The organism is Pseudomonas brassicacearum subsp. neoaurantiaca, assembly GCF_013608025.1.
Classification (GTDB): Bacteria; Pseudomonadota; Gammaproteobacteria; order Pseudomonadales; family Pseudomonadaceae; genus Aquipseudomonas.
In genome coordinates this window covers 151,537-175,101 of the sequence record NZ_VDLV01000020.1, presented here as the reverse complement: position 1 = coordinate 175,101, position 23,565 = coordinate 151,537, and the positions used below count along the sequence as shown (strand labels likewise).

The following is a 23,565-nucleotide window of genomic DNA, read 5'->3' as shown; positions in this document are numbered from 1 at the left end:
AACGGGGATAAATCCCCTCGCCACAAAAAGCCAGGCGATCTCAGTCGTCGAAATCCTGCCAGCCACCCATCTCCTTCCATCGGTTGACGATGCCGCAAAACAGCTCGGCGGTCTTTTCGGTGTCGTAGCGGGCCGAGTGGGCTTCACGGCCATCAAAGTCGATGTCGGCCGCCTGGCACGCCTTGGCCAAGACCGTCTGGCCGTATGCCAAGCCGGCCAGGGTCGCGGTGTCGAAGCTGGAGAACGGGTGAAACGGATTTCGCTTCATGTCCAGCCGTGCAACGGCGGCGTTGAGGAAGCCCAGGTCGAAGCTGCTGTTATGGCCGACCAGGATCGCTCGCTTGCAACCGTTGGCTTTCAGCGCCTTGCGCACGCCACGGAAGATATCGGTCAGGGCGGTTTCTTCGCTGACCGCCATGCGCAACGGATGATCCAGCTTGATCCCGGTGAACTCAAGGGCGGCTGCTTCAACGTTGGCGCCTTCGAACGGTTCGACCCGGAAGAAATAGGTGTGGTCGGGAAAGACAAAGCCTTTCTCGTCCATGCCAATGGTCGTCGCGGCGATTTCCAGCAGCGCATCGGTGGCTGAGTTGAAACCACCGGTTTCTACGTCGACCACGACCGGCAGATAACCCCGGAAGCGGGCAGCCATAGGGTGACGCGGGCCGCCCGAGCCGCCATTGCCGTCCAGTTCGTCGTCGAAATGATCTTCACTCACGCGTTTTCCTCCAGCAGGCGCCAGCGCAGTTTTTCACCGGCGCGCAGCGGGATGACAGTCTGCTCACCAAACGGCAGGCTGGCAGGGGCGGTCCACTCGTCGCGGACCAGGGTAATACGATCGGTGTTCACCGGCAGGCCATAGAAGCGCGGGCCGTGCAGGCTGGCGAAGCCTTCGAGCTTGTCCAGCGCATTGCGCTGCTCGAACGCCTCGGCGTACATCTCGATCGCGGCGTAGGCGGTGTAGCAACCGGCGCAACCGCACGCGGCCTCCTTGGCATGGCGGGCGTGGGGCGCCGAGTCAGTGCCGAGGAAAAACTTGGCGCTGCCGCTGGTGGCCGCGTCCAGCAAGGCTTCCTGGTGGGTGTTGCGCTTGAGGATCGGCAAGCAATAGAAATGTGGCCGGATCCCGCCCACCAGCATGTGGTTGCGGTTGTACAGCAGGTGATGGGCGGTAATGGTCGCGCCAACGTTGGCCGGGGCCTCGTTGACGAACTGCACGGCATCGCCCGTGGTGATGTGCTCGAACACCACCTTGAGGGTCGGGAAGCGCTCGACGACGCGGCGCATGTGCTCGTCGATGAAGATCTTCTCGCGATCGAATACATCGACATCGCCCCGGGTCACTTCACCGTGGATCAACAACGGCATACCGACTTCGGCCATCGCCTCCAGCGCCGGGAAGATCTTGTCGATGCTGGTGACGCCGGAATCCGAATTGGTAGTAGCACCGGCCGGATACAACTTGGCCGCGTGGACGAAACCGCTGGCCTTGGCCTCGCGTATTTCCTCGGGCTGGGTGCGGTCGGTGAGATAAAGCACCATCAGCGGTTCGAAGCGGCTGCCAGCCGGGCGCGCGGCCAGGATGCGCTGGCGATAGCCATCGGCCTCGGCGGCATTGCGCACGGGCGGAACCAGGTTGGGCATGATGATAGCGCGGCCAAAAGTGCGCGCCACATCGGCGACGGTATGGGTCAACACAGCACCATCGCGAAGATGAATATGCCAGTCGTCGGGACGCAGCAGGGTCAGGCGGTCGGACATGGGGGGCTTCCAGGCGGGTAAATCTCCGGGGAATGCTACCGGAAAAGACCGATCCGGGCACCCGCTATCAAGTTTTGCCGCAAGTTACCGATAGCCCCTTCAGGTGTGCCACGATTTTGTGCCCTGTCTCGGCCAAACGGCATGCCCAGCGTTTTCGATTTCCGTATAAAAGCCAGTGGAGCCTCCCGTGCGCCAGCGTTATCTAGCCTTGCTCAGTGTGTTTGCCAGCCTTCCTGCGATGGCGCTCACTTTCCAGACCCGTCTGGAGAGCATTGAGTGGACGGTCGAAGGTGACAAGTTCGAGTGCCGGCTGAGTCAGCCGATCACCGATTTTGGCAGCGGCGAATTCGTGCGCAAGGCGGGCGAGCAGGCGACGTTCCGGCTCAAGGCGTATAACCCGATGCTCGGTGGTGGTTCCGCGACGTTGTTGGCGGCTGCGGCGCCGTGGCAGCCGGGACGGGGCGATATCAATCTGGGCTCGGTCAGGATCGGCAGTGGCGATGTGTTGTTCAACAGCTCACAGATACAGGCGGGCCGTCTGATCAGCGGGCTGATGGAGGGACGCAGTCCGGTTATACGACGCAATACCGACGATGGGCGCGTATCGGAAGTGCGGCTGCTGCCTGTGCGCTTCAACAAGGCGTTCAACGATTACCAGGGCTGTGTAGCGAAACTGTTGCCGAAGAACTTCGAGCAGATCAAGCAAACCCAGATCGGCTTTCCCGGCGAAGGGATTGAGCTCGACGCCCAGGCCAAGGCCCAGCTGCAGGTCATGCTCGATTTCATCAAGGCTGACCCGAGCGTCAATCATGTCGAGCTCGATGGCCATTCCGACAACAGCGGCAATCGTTTGACCAACCGTGAGTTGTCACGCCGTCGTGCGCTGGCGGTCATGGATTTCTTCAAGGCCAACGGTTTCCAGGAATCCCAGTTCACCGTGCGTTTCCACGGCGAGCGCTATCCGCTGGTTCCCAATACCAACTCAGCCAATCGGGCCAAGAATCGCCGAGTGGTCGTACAGCTGGAGCGTGTAGCGGCCAGCCAGGCCCCGGCTCCTCAGCCGCCAGCACCCGCGACAGCGCCAGCTACCCCTGCCGTGGCGCCCGCTGCTGCGCCGGGCAAGGCACCGGCGCCGGTTGCTCCGGCCAAGGCGGCTGTGCCTGCCGCGGCAACTGCACGCACTTCCTGATGCCGTCCTAATCGTCGCTCAATCGACATAATCTGTCGCTTCGTCGTCATAAGCTGTCGCGCCTCTGTAAATTATCCGCGCTGGACGTTAGACTTCCCGGCTTTCCGTACAACCCGTGGAGTGATGGCATGGCGGACGTAAACAAGGTCGTTCTGGCGTATTCCGGCGGCCTGGACACTTCGGTGATCCTCAAGTGGCTGCAGGACACTTATAACTGCGAAGTGGTGACCTTCACCGCAGACCTGGGGCAGGGCGAAGAAGTCGAGCCTGCACGCGCCAAGGCCCAGGCCATGGGCGTCAAAGAAATCTACATCGATGACCTGCGCGAAGAGTTCGTCCGTGACTTCGTGTTCCCGATGTTCCGCGCCAACACCGTTTACGAAGGCGAGTACCTGCTGGGTACCTCCATCGCCCGTCCGCTGATTGCCAAGCGCCTGATCGAAATCGCCAACGAAACCGGCGCCGACGCCATTTCCCATGGCGCCACCGGTAAAGGTAACGACCAGGTGCGTTTCGAACTGGGTGCCTATGCCCTCAAGCCCGGCGTGAAAGTCATCGCCCCGTGGCGTGAGTGGGACCTGCTGTCCCGTGAAAAACTGATGGACTACGCCGAGAAGCATGCGATTCCGATCGAGCGCCACGGCAAGAAGAAATCCCCGTACTCGATGGATGCCAACCTGCTGCACATCTCCTACGAAGGCGGCGTGCTGGAAGACACCTGGACCGAGCACGAAGAAGACATGTGGCGTTGGACCGTCTCTCCTGAGAAGGCTCCCGATACTCCGCAATACCTGGAACTGACCTACCGCAACGGTGACATCGTCGCGCTGGACGGCGTGGAAATGAGCCCGGCGACTGTGCTCGCGACCCTGAACCGCATCGGCGGCGAGCACGGCATCGGTCGCCTGGACATCGTCGAGAACCGTTATGTCGGCATGAAGTCCCGTGGCTGCTACGAAACCCCAGGCGGCACCATCATGCTGCGCGCTCACCGGGCGATCGAGTCGATCACCCTGGATCGCGAAGTGGCTCACTTGAAGGACGAGTTGATGCCCAAGTACGCCAGCCTGATCTACACCGGCTACTGGTGGAGCCCGGAGCGTCTGATGCTGCAACAGATGATCGACGCTTCCCAGACCAACGTGAACGGCGTAGTACGCCTGAAGCTGTACAAGGGCAACGTGATCGTGACCGGGCGCAAGTCCGACGACTCGCTGTTCGATGCCAACATCGCGACCTTCGAAGAGGACGGTGGCGCCTACAACCAGGCCGACGCAGCCGGCTTCATCAAGCTCAACGCACTGCGCATGCGCATCGCGGCGAACAAGGGTCGCAAGCTGTTCTGATCTGGTTCAACGAAAAACGGCCTGCCATGAGCAGGCCGTTTTTTTTTGTCCGTCGGACAGGGATCACGGCTTTCTTCTCCGACGAAGACGCATCAAACGACGCTGATTTTTCCTTCCTCGATGTAATGTATGTCCGCGCCGGCCGGTTGAGCCGTTCGTGGTCTTCTTGACGTGTTTGCTTTTATCGAGGTCCGAAGGTGTATACAGAGAACGGTAATTAAAGTTGAGTGTGAGAAAAAACAGCAGCGACAAGTAAAAGGGAAAGCCGATCAGGAACCAGATATAGCATTCACGATCTTCATCATCCAGAAAGGGCAGGGATATCGCTGCGGATGTCTCTGATAGCGTTGCGAGTATGGCAATCAGCGTCATGGGGTTGGTAATGGTTCTTTGAGTATTGTTCATGATAAAGGCTCATGGATAATTTATGCTCGGTGATTGAGGTTTTAATTAAATGGATTTGGTGTGTTGGCTCGAAACAAAACGGCTTGGCCAAAAACGCAATTACATTTTTTTGAGTTGTGGATGTCGAGCAATTCTTTTATACAGAACCTGATTCGATCGAGTGAAATTTTTACCGTGCGTCTATAAATAAATCAGTTACTTTTTGTGAAGATATTGTCGATGTGAACTGAGGTGTGTTTTTTCTCCAAGAGAAGTCGCTTCATTCATCGGGTCTTCGGGACGTCAGATTCGGCGCTTCGATTTTTCGGAGAATTCCTGCCACATTATTTCGCGTATTATTTGTAGGAATTTTCTGTAATGTTTGTAGGTTTTGTCTTTCGCTGCGAGCGCTCAGGGGAAGCGGCATGCGAAGGGAAAATGACTACGCTATTGTGCACGCTCTAAAAATTCGAACAGCGAAATTGGATTTGCCCATGAATAAAGTGCTGATCGTGGATGATCACCCCGTCATTCGTCTTGCTGTACGTTTACTAATGGAGCGTCATGGATATGAAGTTATCGCCGAAACGGATAATGGCGTTGATGCATTACAGATTGCCCGGGAACAAATGCCCGATATTGTTATCCTGGATATTGGAATTCCGAAGTTGGACGGATTGGAAGTCATCGCACGCCTGGCCGTCAATCCAACACCTTTGAAAGTATTGGTATTGACGTCCCAGGCTCCCGGACATTTTTCGATGCGTTGCATGCAGACGGGGGCAGCGGGCTATGTTTGCAAACAACAGGACCTGACCGAGCTGTTAAGTGCAATTAAGGCCGTGCTGTCGGGGTACAGTTACTTTCCCAACCAGGCATTGCACACGGTACGTTCAAGTCTTGGTAATGCCAGTGAGTCCGAGATGGTGAACCGTCTGTCCGGACGAGAAATGATGGTCTTGCAGCAATTGGCTCGCGGAAAAACCAATAAGGAAATAGCGGACGCGATGTTCCTGAGCAACAAGACCGTCAGTACCTACAAGACCCGCCTGTTGTTGAAACTCAACGCCCGTTCACTGGTCGACCTGATCGAATTGGCACAGCGAAATGGATTGGTCTGAGTCCAGGGCCACAGGCACACAGCAAAAAGCCTCCACCAGGGAGGCTTTTACGTGTCAGAGGTCAAAATCGTAATCGGCCAGTTGTTTTTGCAAGCGACGCTCTTCCAATAGGTTGTCGATGGTGCGGCGTTTGCTCAGGTTGGTTTTCGCCACTTCCACCACCACCGGTTCCGCGTCGTCAGCCTCAACGGCGATGAAATCGTCTTCTACATCCAATTGTTCTTTGCCAGTACTCATGGGTTCGGCTCCAGGCTAAGACTGCCATTCGCGCTCCTTATATCGATAAACCACCGGCGGGTAAAAAAGATTTTTTCAATCGACGGATAAACAAAAGCAATAGCGCGTCAATCGTCGGATGTCTTGTGCTTGTACTCGCACAGGTCCTCGATCCGGCAGCTCCCGCAACGGGGCTTGCGCGCCAGGCAGACGTAACGTCCATGCAGAATCAGCCAGTGATGGGAATCCAGAAGATATTCCTTGGGAACGAATTTCATCAGCTTCTTTTCCACTTCCACTACGTTCTTGCCCGGGGCCAGTCCAGTCCGGTTACTGACGCGGAAAATGTGGGTGTCGACTGCCATCGTCAATTGTCGGAATGCGGTATTGAGCACAACGTTCGCTGTCTTGCGGCCGACGCCGGGAAGGGCTTCCAGCTCTTCGCGGGTCTGGGGGATCTCGCCGCCGTGGCGCTCGATCAGCAGGCGACAGGTTTCGATCACGTTTTTTGCCTTGCTGTTGAATAGCCCGATGGTCTTGATGTATTCAGACAGCCCTTCGACGCCCAGGGCAAGGATCGTCTGAGGTGTGTTGGCAACAGGAAAGAGTTTGGCCGTGGCCTTGTTGACGCCGACGTCGGTGGATTGAGCCGATAGAATCACCGCGATCAGCAACTCGAAGGGGGAGGAGTAGGCCAGTTCGGTCTTTGGCTCCGGGTTGTCTTCATGAAATCGACGAAAGATTTCCAGACGTTTTGCGGCGTTCATGGGCGCGACGTTTCCTGTAGGGTGGAACGGGTTTTATTGCCTATCCAGGCTTGATACGCGGCGAGCAGCAGGCCCAGCAGAATGAAACCGCCAGGAGCGAGCTGGGCCAATGGCATGCCGCTGCCGATCAGCTCGCGCAACGTGCCCAGGCTGATGGCCAGGAGGCCGAATTGTCCCGCCAACCTGAGATGAACCGTCAGGCGGCGCTCGCCGACCGCGACATGTTCCAGCGCCACGCAGCTCAATGCGATCCATCCGATATACACGCTCAACGCGTCCTGTCGCTCTAGTATCCAGGCCTGTGCGAGGAGATCCGCGCAGGCAGTCATCGCTGCGGCCACGAGGCTGGATGCGATGAGCCCTTGGTAATCCGTGAGGCGTGGCCTCAGCAGCGCCATTGTCGAACCGTGGGCGAAGCTGATCAAAGCCCAGGCGAGCCAGAGGATCAGTACATTGACCAGCGAGCCGCTGGCGCCCACCAGGGGTACGAGTACGAGGCCACGGGGCCAGTAGGCGGAATTACTCATGACTGATCGCCCCGGTCAGCCGAGCCTTGTGCTCGTCGAAATAACGCAGCGCATCGTGGACAGCCTGGAGCACCGCCTTGGATGTCACCGTCGCACCAGCCACCTGATCGAACTGGCCGTGATCCTTTTTCAACGCCCAACCCTCATCGACAGGCGCCTGGCGCGACTTGCCATGGAAGGTTTGCAGCCACGCATTCGGCCAACCGGCAATCGCCGCGCCCAGGCCGGGGGTTTCCGACTGACGCAGGGTCTTTACGCCCAACACTCGTCCTTCCGGATCCACCGCGACCAATAATTCGATGCTGCCCTCGTAGCCCTGTACCTGGCTGCGTAGCAACACGGCGCTGGCCGTCCCGTCGCGAGTTGCCAGGTAAGCGCCCAGCAACGTGCTGCGGGGCAGCGTCACCGGGGTCGCAATGACAGGTTGCGCCAATGGCTGATTGTTATATAGGTCGACTGGCAATACCTCGAGCAAGGTCCGGTTGGCGACGGCTTGGCGTTGCGCCTCGATGCGTTCGGCGGTGCTGATTTGCAGCAGATACGTGGCGCCGATGGCGAGACCACCCAGCAATACCAGAGTCGCAGCGCTAGTGGTTTTCTTCATGTCAGCGGGCGCCTCTGTCTTGCCTCGACGAAACGTTCCAGAGCCGGTACGCCGAGATTCATCAACAACACCGCAAACGCCACGCCGTCGGGGTATCCCCCCCAGGTGCGGATCAGGTAGACCAGCAACCCCGTGCCTGCGCCGAACAACAGCCGGGCCAGCGGAGCCTTGGCGCCCGATACGGGTTCGGTCACGATAAAAAACGCGCCGAGCATGGTTGCGCCGGTCAGCAGATGAAACAGTGGCGAGCCGTTGGAATCCGAACCCGAACCGTTCCAGAACAGTAGGCTGATCGTGAACAGGCTGGCCAACATGCCCACCGGGGCGTGCCAGGTAAATACACGTTGGTGCAGCAGGAACAGACCACCGACCAGGAATGCCAGGTTGATCCATTCGACACCGCGTCCACCCCAACGGCCGAACGCCGGGTTGCTGGAAAACAGCTCGTCCAGGGTCAGGCTTGTGTTGATCCGCAGGCTGTCCAGCGCGGTGGCGCCGGCCCACCCATCGGGGGCCTGGCCCATGTCGGCCACCAGGCGCAAACCGTCGATCAGGCCCAGGCCATGGGTCGTTGGCCATTGGCTCAGATGTTGGGGGAACGCCAACAGCACCAAGGCATATCCGAGCATTGCCGGATTGAACGGATTGCTGCCGACCCCACCCCAAAGGTGCTTGCCAAACAACAAGGCGCAGGCGACCGCCGTCACGGTCAGCCACCAAGGGCAGTACGCGGGCAAGGCCAGGGCCAGCAATGTGGCGCTGACCAATGCGCTGCCGTCGCGCAGGTCAGGCTCGAGCGGCCGTCGCCGCAAACGCAATACCAGTGCCTCGATCGCCAGCGCGGTGAGTCCGGACAACAACAAGTTCAGCAATACACCCCAACCAAAGACCCACACCGAGGCCAGCACCCCGGGCAGCGTCGCCAACAGCACCCGCCGCATCGCCTGCCGCAGCCGTTCGTCCAGCGGATCAGCGAGCGGCACGGACATCTACCTGCTCTTCGGCATCTTTGACGGCCTGTTCCAGTGCCTGCAATTGCTCAGGGAAGGCGGCGGCAGCCCGGGCTTTGCTGAGTTCGGCGCGACGCATTGCCAATTGGATCTTCGCCCGCTTCAGTTCAGCATCATTTACGGGCGCCGGTACCGGTGTGGCGGGCGATGCAGCGCTTTCCAACCGGGCCAATGCCTGTTCAGCCGCTTCGAACTGGCGTTGCAGCGCGATCAGCTGTGACTGTTGCTCGAAGGTTGGCGGGTGGCCGAACGCTTTCAAGGATTTGTGCAACTGTGCCCGGCTCATGGCCAGGTCGACCTTGGCTTTCTTCAGCGCGGCGTCAGCCGTGGCGGCTTTTTGTGCGCGCACTCGCTCCAGCGCGGCTTGCACGGGATCGAGTGGCTGCGCCTGGGCTTGCTGGGCGTTTCGCTGGGTTCGGGCCAAACGCTCGGCTTGGCGCTGTTCTTCTTCGCGACGCAGGCGAGCGTTGCGTAGTTCGAAGCGTCGGCGAGCTTTATTGCGCTTGGCGGTTCTTGCTTGCCGTTCTTCGTCGCTGGCGGCCAATCCGCCAACGACCGGCGTTACAGTTGCGATCGGCAGCGGCCGCATCTCGATGCAATCCACTGGGCACGGTGCCACGCAGAGATCGCAACCGGTGCATTCGTCGATGAGAACGGTGTGCATCAGCTTTGCTGCGCCGACAATCGCGTCCACCGGGCAGGCCTGGATGCACTTGGTGCAGCCGATGCATTCGGCTTCCCGGATAAACGCGATCTGCGCCGGCGCCGTGCCGCGACTGGTGTCCAGTTCCAGCATCGGTACCCGCATCAGCTCGGCCAGGGCCGCGATGGTCTCTTGTCCGCCGGGCGGGCATCTGTTGATCGGCTCACCCTGGGCGATGCCTTCGGCGTATGGCTTGCATCCCGGGTGACCGCACTTGCCGCACTGAGTCTGCGGGAGCAAGGCATCGATGTGTTGAATCAGGTTCATGTCTTGACCAGCCCGCGCAATCCGAGAAAAGCCACCGCCATCAGGCCGGCGCTGATCAGTTGGATCGGCAGCCCTCGGAAAGGTAGGGGAATATCGTTGTCGAGGATTCGCTGCCGCAAGTCGTCAAACAGGCTCAATACCAGCCAGAAACCCAGTCCGGCACCCAGGCTCGACGTCATAACATCGCCCAGGCCCGTGGCCTCCCGGTTGAGCAGCGCGAGGCCCAGTATGCCGGCATTGCCGAGAAGCAGCGGCCACAGGCCGGCAAACGGCAGCATGGGCAGCCAGCGCCCCAGCAGCCGCAGCACCGGCCCGATCAGCAAGACGCTCATGGGCAGCCACACCAATAACTGTAGCGATGTCAGCTCAGCCGGGGCCAGCAACCATCGGTCGACCAGATAGCCCAGGCTACCGACACAGAGCATCAGGCACGCCGTCGCGAGGCCCAAGGCGTGTACCTGGCTTCTCCCCCTGGCTGCCAGCAGCGGATCGACGCCCAGCGGCCAATGCAACGCCAGATTGTTGATCAGGGCCGCGCTCAACAGGGATAAGAAGATTTCGGTCATGGGTATGGGGCGACAGGGCCTGTGACAAGATTAGGCATTATCCGGCACTCCGTGAGGACGGGCCAGATATGAAAAATCCCACAGTCGCTCGATAACGACTGTGGGATCGGTGCCGTGTGCAGTCGCGTTACTTGATCCGTTGACCCGGCTTGGCGCCGCTGTCCGGACTCAGCAGGTAGATCTCTTCGCCGCCGGGGCCCGCCGCCATCACCATGCCCTCGGAAATACCGAAACGCATTTTGCGTGGCTTGAGGTTGGCGATCATCATCGTCAACCGACCTTCAAGCTTGGCCGGGTCCGGGTAGGCGCTCTTGATGCCGGAGAACACGTTGCGTTGCTCATCGCCGATGTCCAGAGTCAAGCGCAGCAGCTTGTCAGCGCCTTCGACGGCTTCGGCCTTGACGATCAGTGCCACGCGCAGGTCGACCGCAGCGAAAGCGTCGAAATCGATTTCCGGCGACAGCGGGTCCTTGGCCAACTCACCGTTGCCGCTCGGGCCGCCGGTATCGGTCTGGCTGGCGGCCAGGTCTTCCTTGGACGCGTCGATCATGGCCTGGACCTTGGTGGCGTCGATGCGGGTCATCAACGGCTTGAACTCGTTCAGCTGATGGTTGCTCAGCAGGATCTGGTGATCATTCCAGGTCAGCGGCGCCACATTGAGGAACGCCTCGGCATCGGCGGCCAGCAACGGCAGCACCGGCTTGAGGAAAATCACCAGTTGGCGGAACAGGTTGATGCCCAAGGCGCAGATGGCCTGGACTTCGTCCTGCTTGCCTTCCTGCTTGGCCAGCGACCACGGGGCCTTGTCGGCGATCCAGGCGTTGGCACGGTCGGCCAGGGCCATGATCTCGCGCATGGCGCGGGCGAAGTCGCGACTCTCATAGGCGTCGGCGATGCTTGGCGCGGCGGCCAGGAAGGCGTCGGTCAGTTCCGGCGCGGCATTACCGGCCACCAGCACGCCAGCGTTGCCCTTGTGGATGAAACCGGCGCAACGGCTGGCAATGTTGACGACCTTGCCCACCAGGTCGGAGTTGACCTTCTGCACGAAGTCTTCGAGGTTCAGGTCCAGGTCGTCGACGCCACGGCCGAGCTTGGCCGCGTAGTAGTAGCGCAGGTATTCCGGCGACAGGTGATCCAGGTAGGTACGCGCCTTGATGAAGGTGCCGCGGGACTTGGACATCTTCTGGCCGTTGACGGTCAGGTAGCCATGGACGTTGATGCCGGTCGGCTTGCGGAAGCCGGCGCCTTCGAGCATCGCGGGCCAGAACAGCGCGTGGAAGTTGACGATGTCCTTGCCGATGAAGTGATACACCTCAGCGGTGGAGTCCTTGCCCCAGAACGCATCGAAGTCCAGCGCCGGGGTGCGGTCGCACAGGTTCTTGAAGCTCGCCATGTAGCCGATCGGCGCGTCCAGCCACACGTAGAAATATTTGCCGGGTTCGCCGGGAATCTCGAAGCCGAAGTACGGCGCATCGCGGGAAATGTCCCACTCTTGCAGGCCGGAATCGAGCCACTCGGCGAGTTTGTTGGCGACCGCGTCCTGCAGCGTGCCGCTGCGGGTCCAGGTTTGCAGCATCTGCTGGAAATCAGGCAGCTTGAAGAAGAAATGCTGGGAGTCCCTGAGCACCGGTGTGGCGCCGGAAATCGCCGACTTCGGGTCTTTCAGGTCAGTCGGTGCGTAGGTGGCGCCGCATTTCTCGCAGTTGTCGCCGTACTGGTCTTCGGTGCCGCATTTCGGGCAGGTGCCCTTGATGAAGCGGTCGGCCAGGAACATTTTCTTTTCCGGGTCGAAATATTGCGTGACCGAACGGGTGGAGATATGCCCGGCGTCACGCAGCTTCAGGTAGATCTGGCTCGACAGCTCACGGTTTTCTTCGGCGTGAGTGGAGTGGAAATTGTCAAAGTCCACCAGGAACTCGGCAAAGTCGGCGCTGTGTTCAGCCTGGACGTTGGCGATCAGTTGTTCCGGGGTGATGCCTTCCTTTTCCGCGCGCAGCATGATGGCCGAGCCGTGGGCGTCGTCGGCGCAGACGTAGATGCATTGGTTGCCGCGATGTTTCTGGAAGCGCGTCCACATATCGGTCTGGATGTATTCCAGCATATGGCCAAGGTGAATCGAACCATTGGCATAGGGCAGGGCGCTGGTGACGAGGATCTTGCGTGGCTCGGACATGGGGCTCGGCTACTTGATGAAACGGAGGTCGGCCACTATAAAGCGCCGGGAAATATATTTCACCCCACGGACCTGTTTCCAGATGCATTGCTGGAGCAGTAAACGGATGCGTTGCCGGGGCAGCACAGGCACAACCTGTGGCGAGGGGATTTATCCCCGCTGGACTGCGCAGCAGTCCCCCAAAACATTCGTACCAGGCCCGTCTGATTCACCGAGGCGCCAGGTTTTGGGGTCGCTTCGCAACCCAGCGGGGATAAATCCCCTCGCCACAAAAGATTTTCGCCCTGCTGTTATCGGGTCGCCACGCGGGAGCGCGCGGCGTAGGATAGCGGCCTGTTTTCAAGTCTTGCTATCGGAGTTGCCCATGAGCGCCGTCAATCGCGCAGCGGTGGAAGCCGTCCTTCGCCAGTACACCGACCCCTACCTGAACCAGGATCCGGTCAGCGCCGGGTGCGTGCGCGCCATCGATATCCAGGGCGATCGCGTCAGCGTCCGGCTGGAAATCGGCTACGCCGCCGATCTGTTCAAGAACGGTTGGGCGCAAATGCTGCAGATGGCGATCGAAGGCCTGGACGGCGTGGCCGCCGCCAAAGTCGAGATCAACAGCGTGATCGCCGCGCACAAGGCCCAGGCCCAGGTGCCGGGGCTGGCAAACGTCAAGAATGTGATTGCCGTAGCATCGGGCAAGGGCGGCGTGGGCAAGTCCACCACTGCCGCCAACCTGGCGCTGGCGCTTGCCCGCGAAGGGGCAAAGGTGGGGATTCTGGACGCGGACATCTACGGTCCGAGCCAGGGCATCATGTTCGGCGTTGCCGAAGGTACCCGCCCGCAGATCAAGGACCAGAAGTGGTTCGTGCCGCTGCAATCACACGGCGTCGAGGTCATGTCCATGGCCTTCCTGACCGACGACAACACGCCGATGGTCTGGCGCGGACCGATGGTGTCCGGGGCTTTGCTGCAACTGGTCACGCAAACCGCCTGGGGCGACCTGGATTACCTAGTGATCGACATGCCGCCGGGCACCGGCGATATCCAGCTGACCCTGGCGCAGAAAGTCCCGGTGGCCGGCGCGGTGATTGTCACCACGCCCCAGGACCTGGCCCTGCTGGACGCGCGCAAGGGCGTGGAGATGTTCCGTAAAGTGAACATCCCAGTGCTGGGCGTGGTGGAAAACATGGCGGTGCACATCTGCTCGAACTGCGGGCACGCCGAGCACCTGTTCGGCGAAGGTGGCGGGGAAAAACTGGCGACCCAGTACGGCGTCGAGCTATTGGCCTCGCTGCCGCTGTCGATGGTGATCCGCGAACAGGCCGACGGCGGCAAGCCGACCGTCATCGCCGAGCCGGACAGCCAGATCGCCATGGTCTACCAGGAATTGGCCCGCCACGTCGGCGCGCGGATCGTGTTGCAGGAAGCTGCGTCACCGGCGATGCCAAATATCACCGTCAGCGACGATTGATGCTTTGAAACACAATCCCCTGTGGGAGCGAGCTTGCTCGCGATAGCGGCCTGACATTCAACATTGATGCAAGTTGACCCGGCGCCATCGCGAGCAAGCTCGCTCCCACATTGATTATGTGCAGTCCCTTAGATCCGCATCCCGCCATCCATCTCCAGGATCCGACCGGTGTAGTAGTCGTTCTCGAAGATATAGGCGGCCGAATGGGCAATTTCCTCGGGTTTGCCCATACGCTTGAGCGGGATCGCGGAGGTCATTCTTTCCAAGGCGTCGGGTTTCATGCCCAAGGTCATCTCGGTTTCGATGAAACCTGGTGCGATGCCTGCCACGCGGATGCCATAGCGCGCCAATTCCCTGGCCCAGGTCACGGTAGCTGCGACGACGCCAGCCTTGGCGGCGGAATAGTTGGTCTGGCCGATGTTGCCCGCACGGGATATCGAGGAAATATTGATGATCGCGCCACTGTTCTTCAACTCGACCATTTTTGCCGCCACTTCACGGGTGCACAGGAATACACCGGTGAGGTTGACGTCGATCACGGCTTGCCATTGAGCCAGGCTCATCTTGGTCATTTCGCCGTCCTTGACCTTGAGCAGCAGCCCATCACGCAAAATACCTGCGTTGTTGATCAGGCCATGAATCGCGCCGAAATCCTCGGCTACCCGGGCAACCATGTCGCTGACCTGCTCCTCGTTCGCCACGTTGCACACGTAGGAACGGGCCTCGACACCCTTGGCGGCACAAGCGGCGACCGCCTGGTCGAGTTTTTCCTGATTGAGATCGACCAGGGCGAGCTTTGCGCCCCTGCCAGCCAGATACTCCGCCATGGAGCGGCCCAGGCCCTGGCAACCGCCAGTGATAATGATTACTTTGTCGGTGAGTTGCATTCGCATGCCCCGGTGGCAGAACGTTGGAGGAATACCTTCATGGAGGCCTCTCGATCTGCGACGGTGTAGCCCGGCTGCACATGAGAACTGCCCCGACGGCGCACTGAAACATCCTTCAGTCGCCCGACCGTTTTCTAAACGGATCTCTTCAAAGGAGTCATAAATTGAGCGTTGACGTTGCCAAGCATGCCCGAGAATTGCTGCTCAAGGAATACCGGGGGATGCTCTCCACCCATTCCAAGTCGATGCCGGGTTTTCCGTTCGGCTCCGTCGTGCCGTATTGCCTGGACGAGCAGGGCCGGCCGTTGATCCTGATCAGCCGCATCGCCCAGCACACCCACAATCTGCAGAAAGATCCCAAGTGCTCGATGCTGGTGGGCGAGCGGGGCGCTGAGGATGTGCAAGCGGTGGGGCGCCTGACCTATCTGGCCGAGGCCCGCAGACTCGAAGACAGCATTGCGATCGAGGCCGCTGCCGAGCGTTACTACCGTTATTTCCCTGAATCGCAGAACTACCACAAAGCCCACGATTTCGACTTCTGGGTCCTCGACCCGGTGCGCCATCGCTACATTGGTGGTTTCGGCGCCATTCACTGGATCGACCAGCTCACCCTGGCAAATCCTTTCGCCGGCAAGGCCGAAGCCAGCATGATCGAACACATGAATGCCGATCACGCCAAGGCGATCGCCCATTACGTCGCGCTGACGGGGCTGCCGAAAACAGAACCGGCGCAATTGGTCGGCATCGACAGCGAAGGCATGCACCTGCGAATCGGGCAGGGGTTGCATTGGCTGGCGTTTCCGAACTCTTGCAACACGCCGACACAAGTTCGCGAGGCCTTGGTTTATCTGGCCCACGCCGAGCAATGGCCAAAAAATGCCGAGGTTGGTGCTTGAATTCACGAAAGGGCGACGTCATCTAGGTTTTCATAGCAAGGCATTCTTGCGTAGAGGAACCCTTTGATGCGCCCTTTTTTGTTGCTCTTTCTGCTGTTCCCGGTGTTGGAGCTGTTCGTATTCGTCAAGGTCAGCGGTGCGATCGGGTTCTTCCCGGCGCTGCTGCTGGTCATTCTCGGTTCGATGCTCGGCGTGTTCGTGCTGCGCATCGCCGGTCTCGCCACGGCGCTGCGGGCCCGTGAAAGCCTGAGCCGTGGCGAGCTGCCTGCCCAGACCATGCTCGAAGGCCTGATGCTGGCCTTGGGCGGCGGCCTGTTGATCCTGCCAGGTTTCATCAGCGACGTGCTGGGCCTGGTTCTGCTGTTGCCGTTTACCCGCAGGCTGCTGGCGAACAAGATGCGCCAGCGCGCCGAAGATCAGGCGATGCGTCAGCGAGCGTTTGCCGATGATCTTCAACCCCGTGGCGGACCGGCTCCGCGTCAGCCTGTGGGCCGCGAGCCTAACGTGATCGAAGGCGAATTCGAACACCGGGATTCCAAGTAAACCCCCAACACGGCGCCTTCGGGCGCCGTGTTCGTTTTGGCGGCGACACACAAAAAATTTCTACCCCGGCCCTTGTAATCCACTTGCACGCCCTTATGTATGGGTCACCGCAAGGTTTCCGGTGGCGACACCGGACAGACTTCCGCGGTTCGCTTGACGAACCGCACCCCGGCTCCGCCGGCTTTTGTTAAACCCGCCGGGACTACACCGGCCGATGAAAACCAAAATTAGGAGAGATCGACAATGAAGCTTCGTCCTCTGCATGACCGCGTCGTCATCCGTCGCAGCGAAGAAGAGAAGAAAACCGCTGGCGGTATCGTCCTGCCAGGTTCGGCTGCCGAGAAAGCCAACCACGGTGAAGTTCTCGCTGTAGGTCCAGGCAAAGCACTGGAAAACGGTGAAGTACGTGCGCTGGCCGTGAAAGTGGGTGACAAGGTTGTGTTCGGCCCTTACTCCGGCAGCAACACTGTGAAAGTCGACGGCGAAGACCTGTTGGTAATGGGCGAGAGCGAAATCCTCGCCGTTCTCGAAGGCTGATTCCCCCGCTCATTTTCCCGCTACTAAAAAGTATTTAAGGAATATCGATCATGGCTGCTAAAGAAGTTAAATTCGGCGATTCCGCCCGCAAGAAAATGCTCGCCGGTGTCAACGTCCTGGCTGACGCAGTAAAAGCGACCCTGGGCCCGAAAGGCCGTAACGTGATCATCGAGAAGAGCTTCGGCGCTCCGACCATCACCAAGGACGGCGTTTCCGTAGCCAAGGAAATCGAGCTGAAAGATCGCTTCGAAAACATGGGCGCGCAACTGGTCAAAGACGTTGCCTCCCGTGCCAACGATGACGCCGGTGACGGTACCACCACCGCGACCGTACTGGCTCAGTCGATCGTCAACGAAGGCCTGAAAGCCGTCGCTGCCGGCATGAACCCGATGGACCTCAAGCGCGGCATCGACAAGGCGACCATCGCCATCGTCAAGGAACTGAAAGGCCTGGCCAAGCCTTGCGCTGACTCCAAGGCGATCGCCCAGGTGGGTACCATCTCGGCCAACTCCGACAACTCCATCGGTGACATCATTGCCGAAGCCATGGAAAAAGTTGGCAAGGAAGGCGTGATCACCGTTGAAGAAGGCTCGGGCCTGGAAAACGAACTGTCGGTTGTAGAAGGCATGCAGTTCGACCGTGGCTACCTGTCGCCATACTTCGTCAACAAGCCAGACACCATGGTTGCCGAGCTGGACAGCCCGCTGATCCTGCTGGTCGACAAGAAGATCTCGAACATCCGCGAAATGCTGCCAGTGCTGGAAGCCGTTGCCAAAGCCGGCCGCCCACTGCTGATCGTGGCTGAAGACGTCGAAGGCGAAGCCTTGGCGACCCTGGTCGTGAACAACATGCGTGGCATCGTCAAAGTCGCAGCCGTCAAGGCGCCAGGCTTCGGCGACCGTCGCAAGGCCATGCTGCAGGACATCGCCGTACTGACCGGCGGTACCGTTATCTCCGAAGAGATCGGCCTGAGCCTGGAAAGCACCACCCTGGAGCACCTGGGTAACGCCAAGCGCGTGATCCTGTCCAAGGAAAACACCACCGTGATCGACGGCGCTGGCAACGATGCCGATATCCAGGCTCGTGTGACCCAGATCCGCGCCCAGGTGGCCGAGACTTCGTCCGACTACGACCGTGAAAAACTGCAAGAGCGCCTGGCCAAGCTGTCCGGCGGTGTTGCGGTGATCAAGGTTGGCGCCGGTTCCGAAGTTGAAATGAAAGAGAAGAAAGCCCGCGTTGAAGACGCCCTGCACGCAACCCGCGCAGCCGTCGAAGAAGGCGTGGTACCTGGCGGTGGCGTGGCACTGGTTCGTGCCCTGCAGGCCATCAGCGAGCTGAAAGGCGACAACGACGACCAGAACGTCGGCATCCAGTTGCTGCGTCGCGCTGTTGAAGCACCTCTGCGCCAGATCGTTGCCAACTCCGGCGACGAGCCAAGCGTTGTGGTCGACAAGGTCAAGCAGGGTTCGGGTAACTACGGTTACAACGCTGCCACCGGCGAATACGGCGACATGATCGAAATGGGTATCCTGGACCCAGCCAAAGTGACTCGTTCGGCTCTGCAAGCGGCTTCGTCGATTGCCAGCCTGATGATCACCACCGAGGCGATGATCGCTGAAATCAAGGACGACGCTCCAGCTGGCGGCGGCATGCCAGACATGGGCGGCATGGGTGGCATGGGCGGCATGATGTAAGCCAGCCTTACCCCTGTAATAAAAACCCCGCGTGCGAAAGCAAGCGGGGTTTTTTATTGCCTTGGATTCATGAGCGACGCCATTCCCCTGTGGGAGCGAGCTTGCTCGCGATAGCGATGGGGCAGTGCCATATACATGAGCTGACGCACCGCCATCGCGAGCAAGCTCGCTCCCACAGGGTTGTTGTATGTTCAGGCATTGGCGGGGTGGGTGACGGCTACACGCTCAGTTCTGGAAACCGGTCGATAAAGAATCCAGTAATAACACCCCAGGCAAATCAGCCAGCAGAACACCGCCGTCCACACGTTATGGGAAAAGAAATGCGCCCCCTGCATCATCCGGCCCACGGAGAAAACGGTGCCCAGTGAAAAGGCAAATATCAGCGATTGACGGGCCAGGCGCGGACGGCGGTCGCGGAATACAAAAAACAGCGCAAACAACGTGAAACCCGTGGCGGCGTGCCCGCCGGGCCAGCATCGGCCAGGCTTGTCGGTGGCTGGACGCGGGCTCAACAATTCACTGTAGGTTTCCTTGCCACCGAATTCTTTCAGGCTCCAGGGACATTGCACTGCGGTTGCCGCCTTCAAGGGCGTGACAAAGGCCGTCGCCAGTGCGAGTGACAAGACCAGGCAGCCCAGCTCGCGTTTGAAAGGTTTGAGCCGAGCGATAAAAAACGAAGCGATGAACCCCAGGACGGCCAGAAGAGAGAATCCGATAACAGCCTGTTTGGCCCGGTCGTGAAGGATATCTTCAAGAAAAAAACTGTGCCGGCCAATGAATCCCCCCTCAGCGGAGTTGTAGAACAGACGGGCCAGGTCCATGTCCAGCGTGGTCAGTTCCAGTAGTACCAGAATGACCGCGACCACGGCGGGAATACCCAGGGCGACCGGCAAGTTCAGCGGTCTGGAAGCGGGGCGCAGGAGGGTGGAAACCATGGCAGTACCTTTAAAGGAGTGTTCGTGAACAGCGCGTCGCGCGAAGTGTGGGCCGCGCTGCGTTGGCGAGGTGTGAATGTTGGGTGAAAAACTCGTCAATCCGGTCCGGTCCGTGCAATGCGTGCTTCTGGTTCCCCCTGACACAGGCAGATACAACCCTAGCCGCGAGACACGCTTGGCCTTAAGCTGCGCGGGCCACGACGATTGCCTACGTGTGCAGAGGAGATTTCCATGCGAATTCTATTGGTCGAAGACAACCGTGACATCCTGGCCAACCTGGCCGATTACCTGGGGCTCAAGGGTTACACCGTCGATTGTGCCCAGGACGGTTTGTCGGGGTTGCACCTGGCTGCGACCGAACACTACGACTTGATCGTGCTCGACATCATGCTGCCGGGCATCGACGGCTACACCCTGTGCAAGCGTCTGCGCGAAGATGCCCGGCGCGATACGCCAGTGATCATGCTCACCGCGCGGGACCAACTGGATGATCGTCTGCAGGGCTTCAAATCCGGGGCCGACGATTACCTGGTCAAACCCTTCGCCCTGTCGGAACTGGCGGCGCGGATCGAGGCGGTCATGCGTCGCGCCCAGGGCGGTGGCCGGCGTGCCTTGCAAGTCGGTGACCTGAGCTACGACCTCGACACCCTGGAGGTTACCCGTGAGGGCAAGCTGCTCAAGCTCAACCCGGTAGGGCTCAAGTTGCTGGCGGTACTGATGCAGAAAAGTCCTCATGTGCTGCGTCGCGAAATTCTCGAGGAGGCTTTGTGGGGCGATGATTGCCCGGACAGCGACAGCCTGCGCAGCCATGTTCATCAACTGCGACAAGTGATCGACAAACCGTTCGAAAAACCGCTGCTGCAAACGGTGCACGGCGTCGGTTACCGCTTGGCCGAGGGCCGCGATGGAGTTTAAGCAAAGCCTTGCCCAGCGGATCATCATCGCGTTCGCGTTGATGAGCGCGTTGGTGGCGGGGGCTTTTGCCCTGGGCATCATAGCGACGGTCCATCTGGTTGAAGAAAAACTGATTTCCGCCGGGCTGGGCGGCGATCTGCAACGCCTGCTGTTGATGGACAGTGTTTCGGACTGGAGCCATCGCCCAGAGCCCGACCAGTTGTTTTACTTCAGCGGCGGTCCGGGAGACTTCGAGTTGCCCAAGGATCTACGTCACCTGGACCGCGGCTTTCACGAGGTGTTTCGCGAACAACTGTCCTATCACGCGATGGTGGAGATCGTAGACGGTCGGCATTACGTGTTGCTGCAGGACCAGAGCGATTTCGAGGAGCGTGAACGGGTCTTGTTCGCCGTGGTGTTGGTGGGCTTCGTGCTCAGCCTCGCGCTGGCGGTTTTCCTGGGGTGGGTGTTGGCCCGTCGGGTGATGGCGCCGGTCGTGCGCCTGGCCCGCCAGGTTCGGCATCGTGACCAGCTCCTCGGACTTGCGCCACCGCTGGCCCCGGACTATGCCGCTGATGAAGTGGGCGAGCTGGCCGTGGCGTTCGACGCTACGTTGGGGCGGCTGCGCCAAGCCCTGACTCGTGAACGGTTGTTCACCAGTGACGTCAGCCATGAGCTGCGCACGCCATTGATGGTCCTGGCCACATCCTGCGAACTGTTGTTGGAAAATCCGGCACTCGACCAGCGGGGGCGGACTCAGGTGGAGCGAATCAACCGGGCCAGTGAAGAGATGCGCGAATTGGTGCAGACCTTCCTCATGCTCGCCCGGGCCCAGCGCGAAGACAATGGCATGGCGCCCCGGCTTACGCTTGGGCAGGTCGCGGAAAACCTGCTCGGTGTATGGCGTGCACCTATCGAATCCAAAGGGCTGGCGTTGATCTTCGAACCGGGACAGACCCTTGATACACCCTATAACGCCACCTTCCTCACGGCTGTCATGGGCAACCTGTTGCGCAATGCCTTGCATTACACCGATCAGGGATTTATCCGTATGTCGCTGACCGCGACAGGTTTCGTGGTCGAAGACAGCGGTGTGGGCATTCCCGAGGAGAAACGCGAGGCGATGTTCGAACCCTTTGTGCGAGGGAACGAAAAGCGCGGCGAAGGGCTGGGGCTGGGGCTGTCGCTGGTGCAACGGATCTGCGAGAACCAGGGTTGGACGGTCAGCCTCAGCACGATGGAGCCCAACGGTTGCCGCTTCGAGGTGGAACTGAATCCAAAGGGCTGACACTGGCGCTTGAAAAATCCTGAAACGATTCGTCAATTTTCGTGACGGTTTTTTCACAAAGCGATGACATGCCGGTTCATAAGGTGGGGGCATTCGTAACGGAGTACTCCCCCTATGTCAAAGAGCGTCAAGCTGGATTTTTCCGAAAAGTACGACGAGCAGCACGCCAAGCAATATTTTCTCAAGCATCGCAGTAGCTTGAGCCGCCGTCTTTCCAATCAGCGCGACCAGCAACTGGCACGCCGCGCCCTGACCTTGGCAGGTGATCCGGGCCTGGTGCTGGATCTGCCATGCGGAGCGGGGCGTTTCTGGCCCCTGCTGGGCGAAAACCCGAACCGGGTCATTATCGGCGCGGACAATTCCGAAGCCATGCTTAAAACCGCAATGAGTGCTCAGCCCGCCGATATCGTGAAACGGGTACGACCTTTGCAGACTTCTGCGTTCGACATTGCCTTGCCTGATAACGCCGTCGACAGCATTTTTTGCATGCGCCTGCTCCACCACATCGGTGAACCCGCGCATCGACTGGCGATTCTGCGGGAATTCGAGCGTGTCAGCCGCGACAGCGTGATCGTTTCATTGTGGGTCGATGGCAATTTCAAAGCCTGGAAACGCAAACGCGCGGAGCGAAAGCGTGGGCAGAAAGACTACCAAAACCGATTTGTGTTACCTGCTGCTACAGTAGAGGACGAATTTCGACAGGCCGGGTTTCGGATTCAGGAACAATTGGATTTCCTGCCGTTCTATGCCATGTGGCGAGTTTACGTATTACGCAAGGGGTAACAGGCATGGCAGTACAAGCAGCAGAAGCCCCAACGGCTTCTCGTAGTTGCTTCGATCATTTCTGGAATCAGCGCGGTGAATGGGTGGAAGAGCCCAATACGCGCCGTGGCGGCGAAAGTGGTGTACAGCGGATCAGCGATAATGGCGAAACGCTGTATGCCAAGCGCCAGACGGGTCATATCTACCGCAGCCTGCTGCATCCGTTCGGTCGTCCGACCGTGCTGCGTGAGCAGCGCGCATTGTCGGCACTGAGCGAACTCAACGTCACGGTTCCGCAGATTTTTTTCTGTGGCGCCCAAAGAGACCCCGTGCACAAATGGCGTGCACTATTGGTGACTCACGCGTTGGAGGGGTTCCAGGAAATCGAACACTGGTATGCCGGAGGCGGACGTGAACGTCACGGTGAAGCGGTGCATGAGCAGCTTCTCCAGTCGTTGGCTGAAAACCTGGCCCGTATGCACAAGGGTCGCTGGCAACATGGCTGCCTCTACATCAAGCATGTGTTTGTCCGCGTGACCGGAGAAGGCGAGTCGGCGAAGGCCGAAGTCGCGCTGCTGGATTTTGAGAAATGCCGACAACGCCTGACCGCCCGAAGCGCTGCTTCCCACGACATGAAGCAACTGCGGCGCCATTCGTCGTTTCATGATTCCGACTGGAAAAAACTGGTCTATTTTTATGAGGCGGCGTTTGGCAGCGCTATCAAAGGTTTATAGCGATGAAACTAGAAATTGCTAGAGGTTTGTTTCTAGTCGGAGCCCTGGCAGTTGCATCAATGGCGGTCGCGGTATGGGAGCAGCCGCGATCACAGATCCTCGGTGCCTCCAACAGTACTTCCACCGTTGGTGCGCATTGCCCTTTGCCTCGAGTCGCCAAGGCGACCGATGTAATCCGACCGGATAATGATCTGTTGCTGTTCATGTTTGGCCTGTCCCAAGGCATGAAGCCTCAGAGTTGAACGTCTTGCAAAAAAACAAAGGCTTCGCATTTGCGAAGCCTTTGTTTTTCCACCGTTAAC

General features: G+C 59.5%; 25 protein-coding genes and 1 pseudogene. 13 read left to right on the top strand and 13 right to left on the bottom strand.

Features of this window, described 5'->3' with window-relative positions:
- Nucleotides 1-40 precede the first annotated feature (40 nt).
- Both rnt and pyrC read right to left on the bottom strand, forming a co-directional pair.
- Entirely contained in the window at nt 41-718 is a 678-nt protein-coding gene (rnt, locus tag FHK92_RS14355) for a ribonuclease T (protein ID WP_030142532.1), read from the bottom strand.
- Nucleotides 715-1,761 carry a dihydroorotase gene (gene pyrC, locus FHK92_RS14350; protein WP_181288626.1) on the bottom strand — a complete coding sequence of 349 codons (1,047 nt, stop codon included), beginning with the start codon at nt 1,759-1,761 and terminating at the stop codon, nt 715-717. The genes rnt and pyrC overlap by 4 nt, the downstream gene beginning before the upstream one ends.
- 187 nt (nt 1,762-1,948) lie before the next feature.
- Here pyrC and FHK92_RS14345 point away from each other — a divergent pair, with 187 nt between their 5' ends.
- Both FHK92_RS14345 and FHK92_RS14340 read left to right on the top strand, forming a co-directional pair.
- Complete coding sequence (locus FHK92_RS14345) at nt 1,949-2,950, top strand: flagellar protein MotY (protein ID WP_181288624.1); 1,002 nt, start codon at nt 1,949-1,951, stop codon at nt 2,948-2,950.
- A gap of 128 nt (nt 2,951-3,078) precedes the next feature.
- Nucleotides 3,079-4,296 carry an argininosuccinate synthase gene (locus tag FHK92_RS14340; protein WP_053124536.1) on the top strand — a complete coding sequence of 406 codons (1,218 nt, stop codon included), beginning with the start codon at nt 3,079-3,081 and terminating at the stop codon, nt 4,294-4,296.
- Nucleotides 4,297-4,443: 147 nt separating this feature from the next.
- Here the strand turns inward: FHK92_RS14340 and FHK92_RS14335 are convergent.
- Nucleotides 4,444-4,701, bottom strand: a pseudogene (locus FHK92_RS14335) (hypothetical protein); the annotation flags it as partial.
- 473 nt (nt 4,702-5,174) lie between these two features.
- On the opposite strand from FHK92_RS14335, the gene FHK92_RS14330 reads away from it, so the two are divergent.
- On the top strand, nt 5,175-5,801 hold the full coding sequence (locus tag FHK92_RS14330) for a response regulator transcription factor (RefSeq protein WP_181288618.1): 627 nt from the start codon (nt 5,175-5,177) through the stop codon (nt 5,799-5,801).
- A 54-nt stretch (nt 5,802-5,855) separates the two neighbouring features.
- Here the strand turns inward: FHK92_RS14330 and FHK92_RS14325 are convergent, their stop codons facing one another.
- The 8 genes from FHK92_RS14325 to metG form a co-directional block, all read right to left on the bottom strand.
- A complete protein-coding gene (locus FHK92_RS14325; RefSeq protein ID WP_030142527.1) occupies nt 5,856-6,038 on the bottom strand; it encodes a PA3496 family putative envelope integrity protein in 183 nt (60 codons plus the stop codon).
- 107 nt (nt 6,039-6,145) lie between these two features.
- Nucleotides 6,146-6,784 carry an endonuclease III gene (nth, locus tag FHK92_RS14320; RefSeq protein ID WP_181288616.1) on the bottom strand — a complete coding sequence of 213 codons (639 nt, stop codon included), beginning with the start codon at nt 6,782-6,784 and terminating at the stop codon, nt 6,146-6,148.
- A complete protein-coding gene (locus FHK92_RS14315; protein WP_181288614.1) occupies nt 6,781-7,311 on the bottom strand; it encodes an Rnf-Nqr domain containing protein in 531 nt (176 codons plus the stop codon). Before FHK92_RS14315 ends, nth begins: the two co-directional genes overlap by 4 nt.
- The gene (locus FHK92_RS14310) at nt 7,304-7,915 is read right to left on the bottom strand and encodes an RnfABCDGE type electron transport complex subunit G (protein ID WP_181288613.1); all 612 of its coding nucleotides are present in this window, start codon (nt 7,913-7,915) and stop codon (nt 7,304-7,306) included. Before FHK92_RS14310 ends, FHK92_RS14315 begins: the two co-directional genes overlap by 8 nt.
- Entirely contained in the window at nt 7,912-8,904 is a 993-nt protein-coding gene (locus FHK92_RS14305) for an RnfABCDGE type electron transport complex subunit D (RefSeq protein ID WP_219916052.1), read from the bottom strand. The genes FHK92_RS14310 and FHK92_RS14305 overlap by 4 nt, the downstream gene beginning before the upstream one ends.
- Nucleotides 8,885-9,895: an electron transport complex subunit RsxB gene (rsxB, locus tag FHK92_RS14300; RefSeq protein ID WP_181288611.1), complete on the bottom strand. Its 1,011-nt coding sequence runs from the start codon at nt 9,893-9,895 to the stop codon at nt 8,885-8,887. Before rsxB ends, FHK92_RS14305 begins: the two co-directional genes overlap by 20 nt.
- A complete protein-coding gene (locus FHK92_RS14295) occupies nt 9,892-10,461 on the bottom strand; it encodes an Rnf-Nqr domain containing protein (RefSeq protein ID WP_181288609.1) in 570 nt (189 codons plus the stop codon). Before FHK92_RS14295 ends, rsxB begins: the two co-directional genes overlap by 4 nt.
- Before the next feature lie 127 nt (nt 10,462-10,588).
- Nucleotides 10,589-12,634: a methionine--tRNA ligase gene (gene metG / locus FHK92_RS14290; RefSeq protein WP_181288607.1), complete on the bottom strand. Its 2,046-nt coding sequence runs from the start codon at nt 12,632-12,634 to the stop codon at nt 10,589-10,591.
- Between the two features lie 364 nt (nt 12,635-12,998).
- Here metG and apbC point away from each other — a divergent pair, with 364 nt between their 5' ends.
- Complete coding sequence (gene apbC, locus FHK92_RS14285) at nt 12,999-14,093, top strand: iron-sulfur cluster carrier protein ApbC (RefSeq protein ID WP_181288602.1); 1,095 nt, start codon at nt 12,999-13,001, stop codon at nt 14,091-14,093.
- Between the two features lie 128 nt (nt 14,094-14,221).
- Here the strand turns inward: apbC and FHK92_RS14280 are convergent, their stop codons facing one another.
- Complete coding sequence (locus FHK92_RS14280; protein WP_030142518.1) at nt 14,222-14,980, bottom strand: SDR family oxidoreductase; 759 nt, start codon at nt 14,978-14,980, stop codon at nt 14,222-14,224.
- 164 nt (nt 14,981-15,144) lie between these two features.
- On the opposite strand from FHK92_RS14280, the gene FHK92_RS14275 reads away from it, so the two are divergent.
- From FHK92_RS14275 to groL, 4 genes are all read left to right on the top strand, one after another.
- A complete protein-coding gene (locus FHK92_RS14275; protein ID WP_181288601.1) occupies nt 15,145-15,876 on the top strand; it encodes a HugZ family pyridoxamine 5'-phosphate oxidase in 732 nt (243 codons plus the stop codon).
- 66 nt (nt 15,877-15,942) lie between these two features.
- Nucleotides 15,943-16,419 (top strand): FxsA family protein, encoded by a 477-nt coding sequence (locus FHK92_RS14270; RefSeq protein ID WP_181288599.1) that lies wholly within the window; start codon nt 15,943-15,945, stop codon nt 16,417-16,419.
- A gap of 243 nt (nt 16,420-16,662) precedes the next feature.
- On the top strand, nt 16,663-16,956 hold the full coding sequence (locus tag FHK92_RS14265; protein WP_030142515.1) for a co-chaperone GroES: 294 nt from the start codon (nt 16,663-16,665) through the stop codon (nt 16,954-16,956).
- Nucleotides 16,957-17,006: 50 nt separating this feature from the next.
- Nucleotides 17,007-18,650: a chaperonin GroEL gene (gene groL / locus FHK92_RS14260; RefSeq protein WP_181288598.1), complete on the top strand. Its 1,644-nt coding sequence runs from the start codon at nt 17,007-17,009 to the stop codon at nt 18,648-18,650.
- Between the two features lie 191 nt (nt 18,651-18,841).
- Here the strand turns inward: groL and FHK92_RS14255 are convergent, their stop codons facing one another.
- A complete protein-coding gene (locus FHK92_RS14255; RefSeq protein WP_181288597.1) occupies nt 18,842-19,585 on the bottom strand; it encodes a phosphatase PAP2 family protein in 744 nt (247 codons plus the stop codon).
- A gap of 231 nt (nt 19,586-19,816) precedes the next feature.
- On the opposite strand from FHK92_RS14255, the gene colR reads away from it, so the two are divergent.
- The 5 genes from colR (at nt 19,817) to FHK92_RS27770 (ending at nt 23,505) form a co-directional block, all read left to right on the top strand.
- Complete coding sequence (colR, locus tag FHK92_RS14250; RefSeq protein WP_181288594.1) at nt 19,817-20,500, top strand: two-component system response regulator ColR; 684 nt, start codon at nt 19,817-19,819, stop codon at nt 20,498-20,500.
- The gene (locus tag FHK92_RS14245) at nt 20,490-21,767 is read left to right on the top strand and encodes a sensor histidine kinase (protein ID WP_181288592.1); all 1,278 of its coding nucleotides are present in this window, start codon (nt 20,490-20,492) and stop codon (nt 21,765-21,767) included. Before colR ends, FHK92_RS14245 begins: the two co-directional genes overlap by 11 nt.
- Before the next feature lie 114 nt (nt 21,768-21,881).
- Nucleotides 21,882-22,550, top strand: coding sequence for a class I SAM-dependent methyltransferase (locus tag FHK92_RS14240; RefSeq protein ID WP_181288591.1), 669 nt, complete (start codon nt 21,882-21,884; stop codon nt 22,548-22,550).
- A 5-nt stretch (nt 22,551-22,555) separates the two neighbouring features.
- Nucleotides 22,556-23,263, top strand: coding sequence for a lipopolysaccharide kinase InaA family protein (locus FHK92_RS14235; RefSeq protein ID WP_181288590.1), 708 nt, complete (start codon nt 22,556-22,558; stop codon nt 23,261-23,263).
- A 2-nt stretch (nt 23,264-23,265) separates the two neighbouring features.
- Entirely contained in the window at nt 23,266-23,505 is a 240-nt protein-coding gene (locus FHK92_RS27770) for a hypothetical protein (RefSeq protein ID WP_258232665.1), read from the top strand.
- The last annotated feature ends 60 nt before the right edge of the window (nt 23,506-23,565 follow it).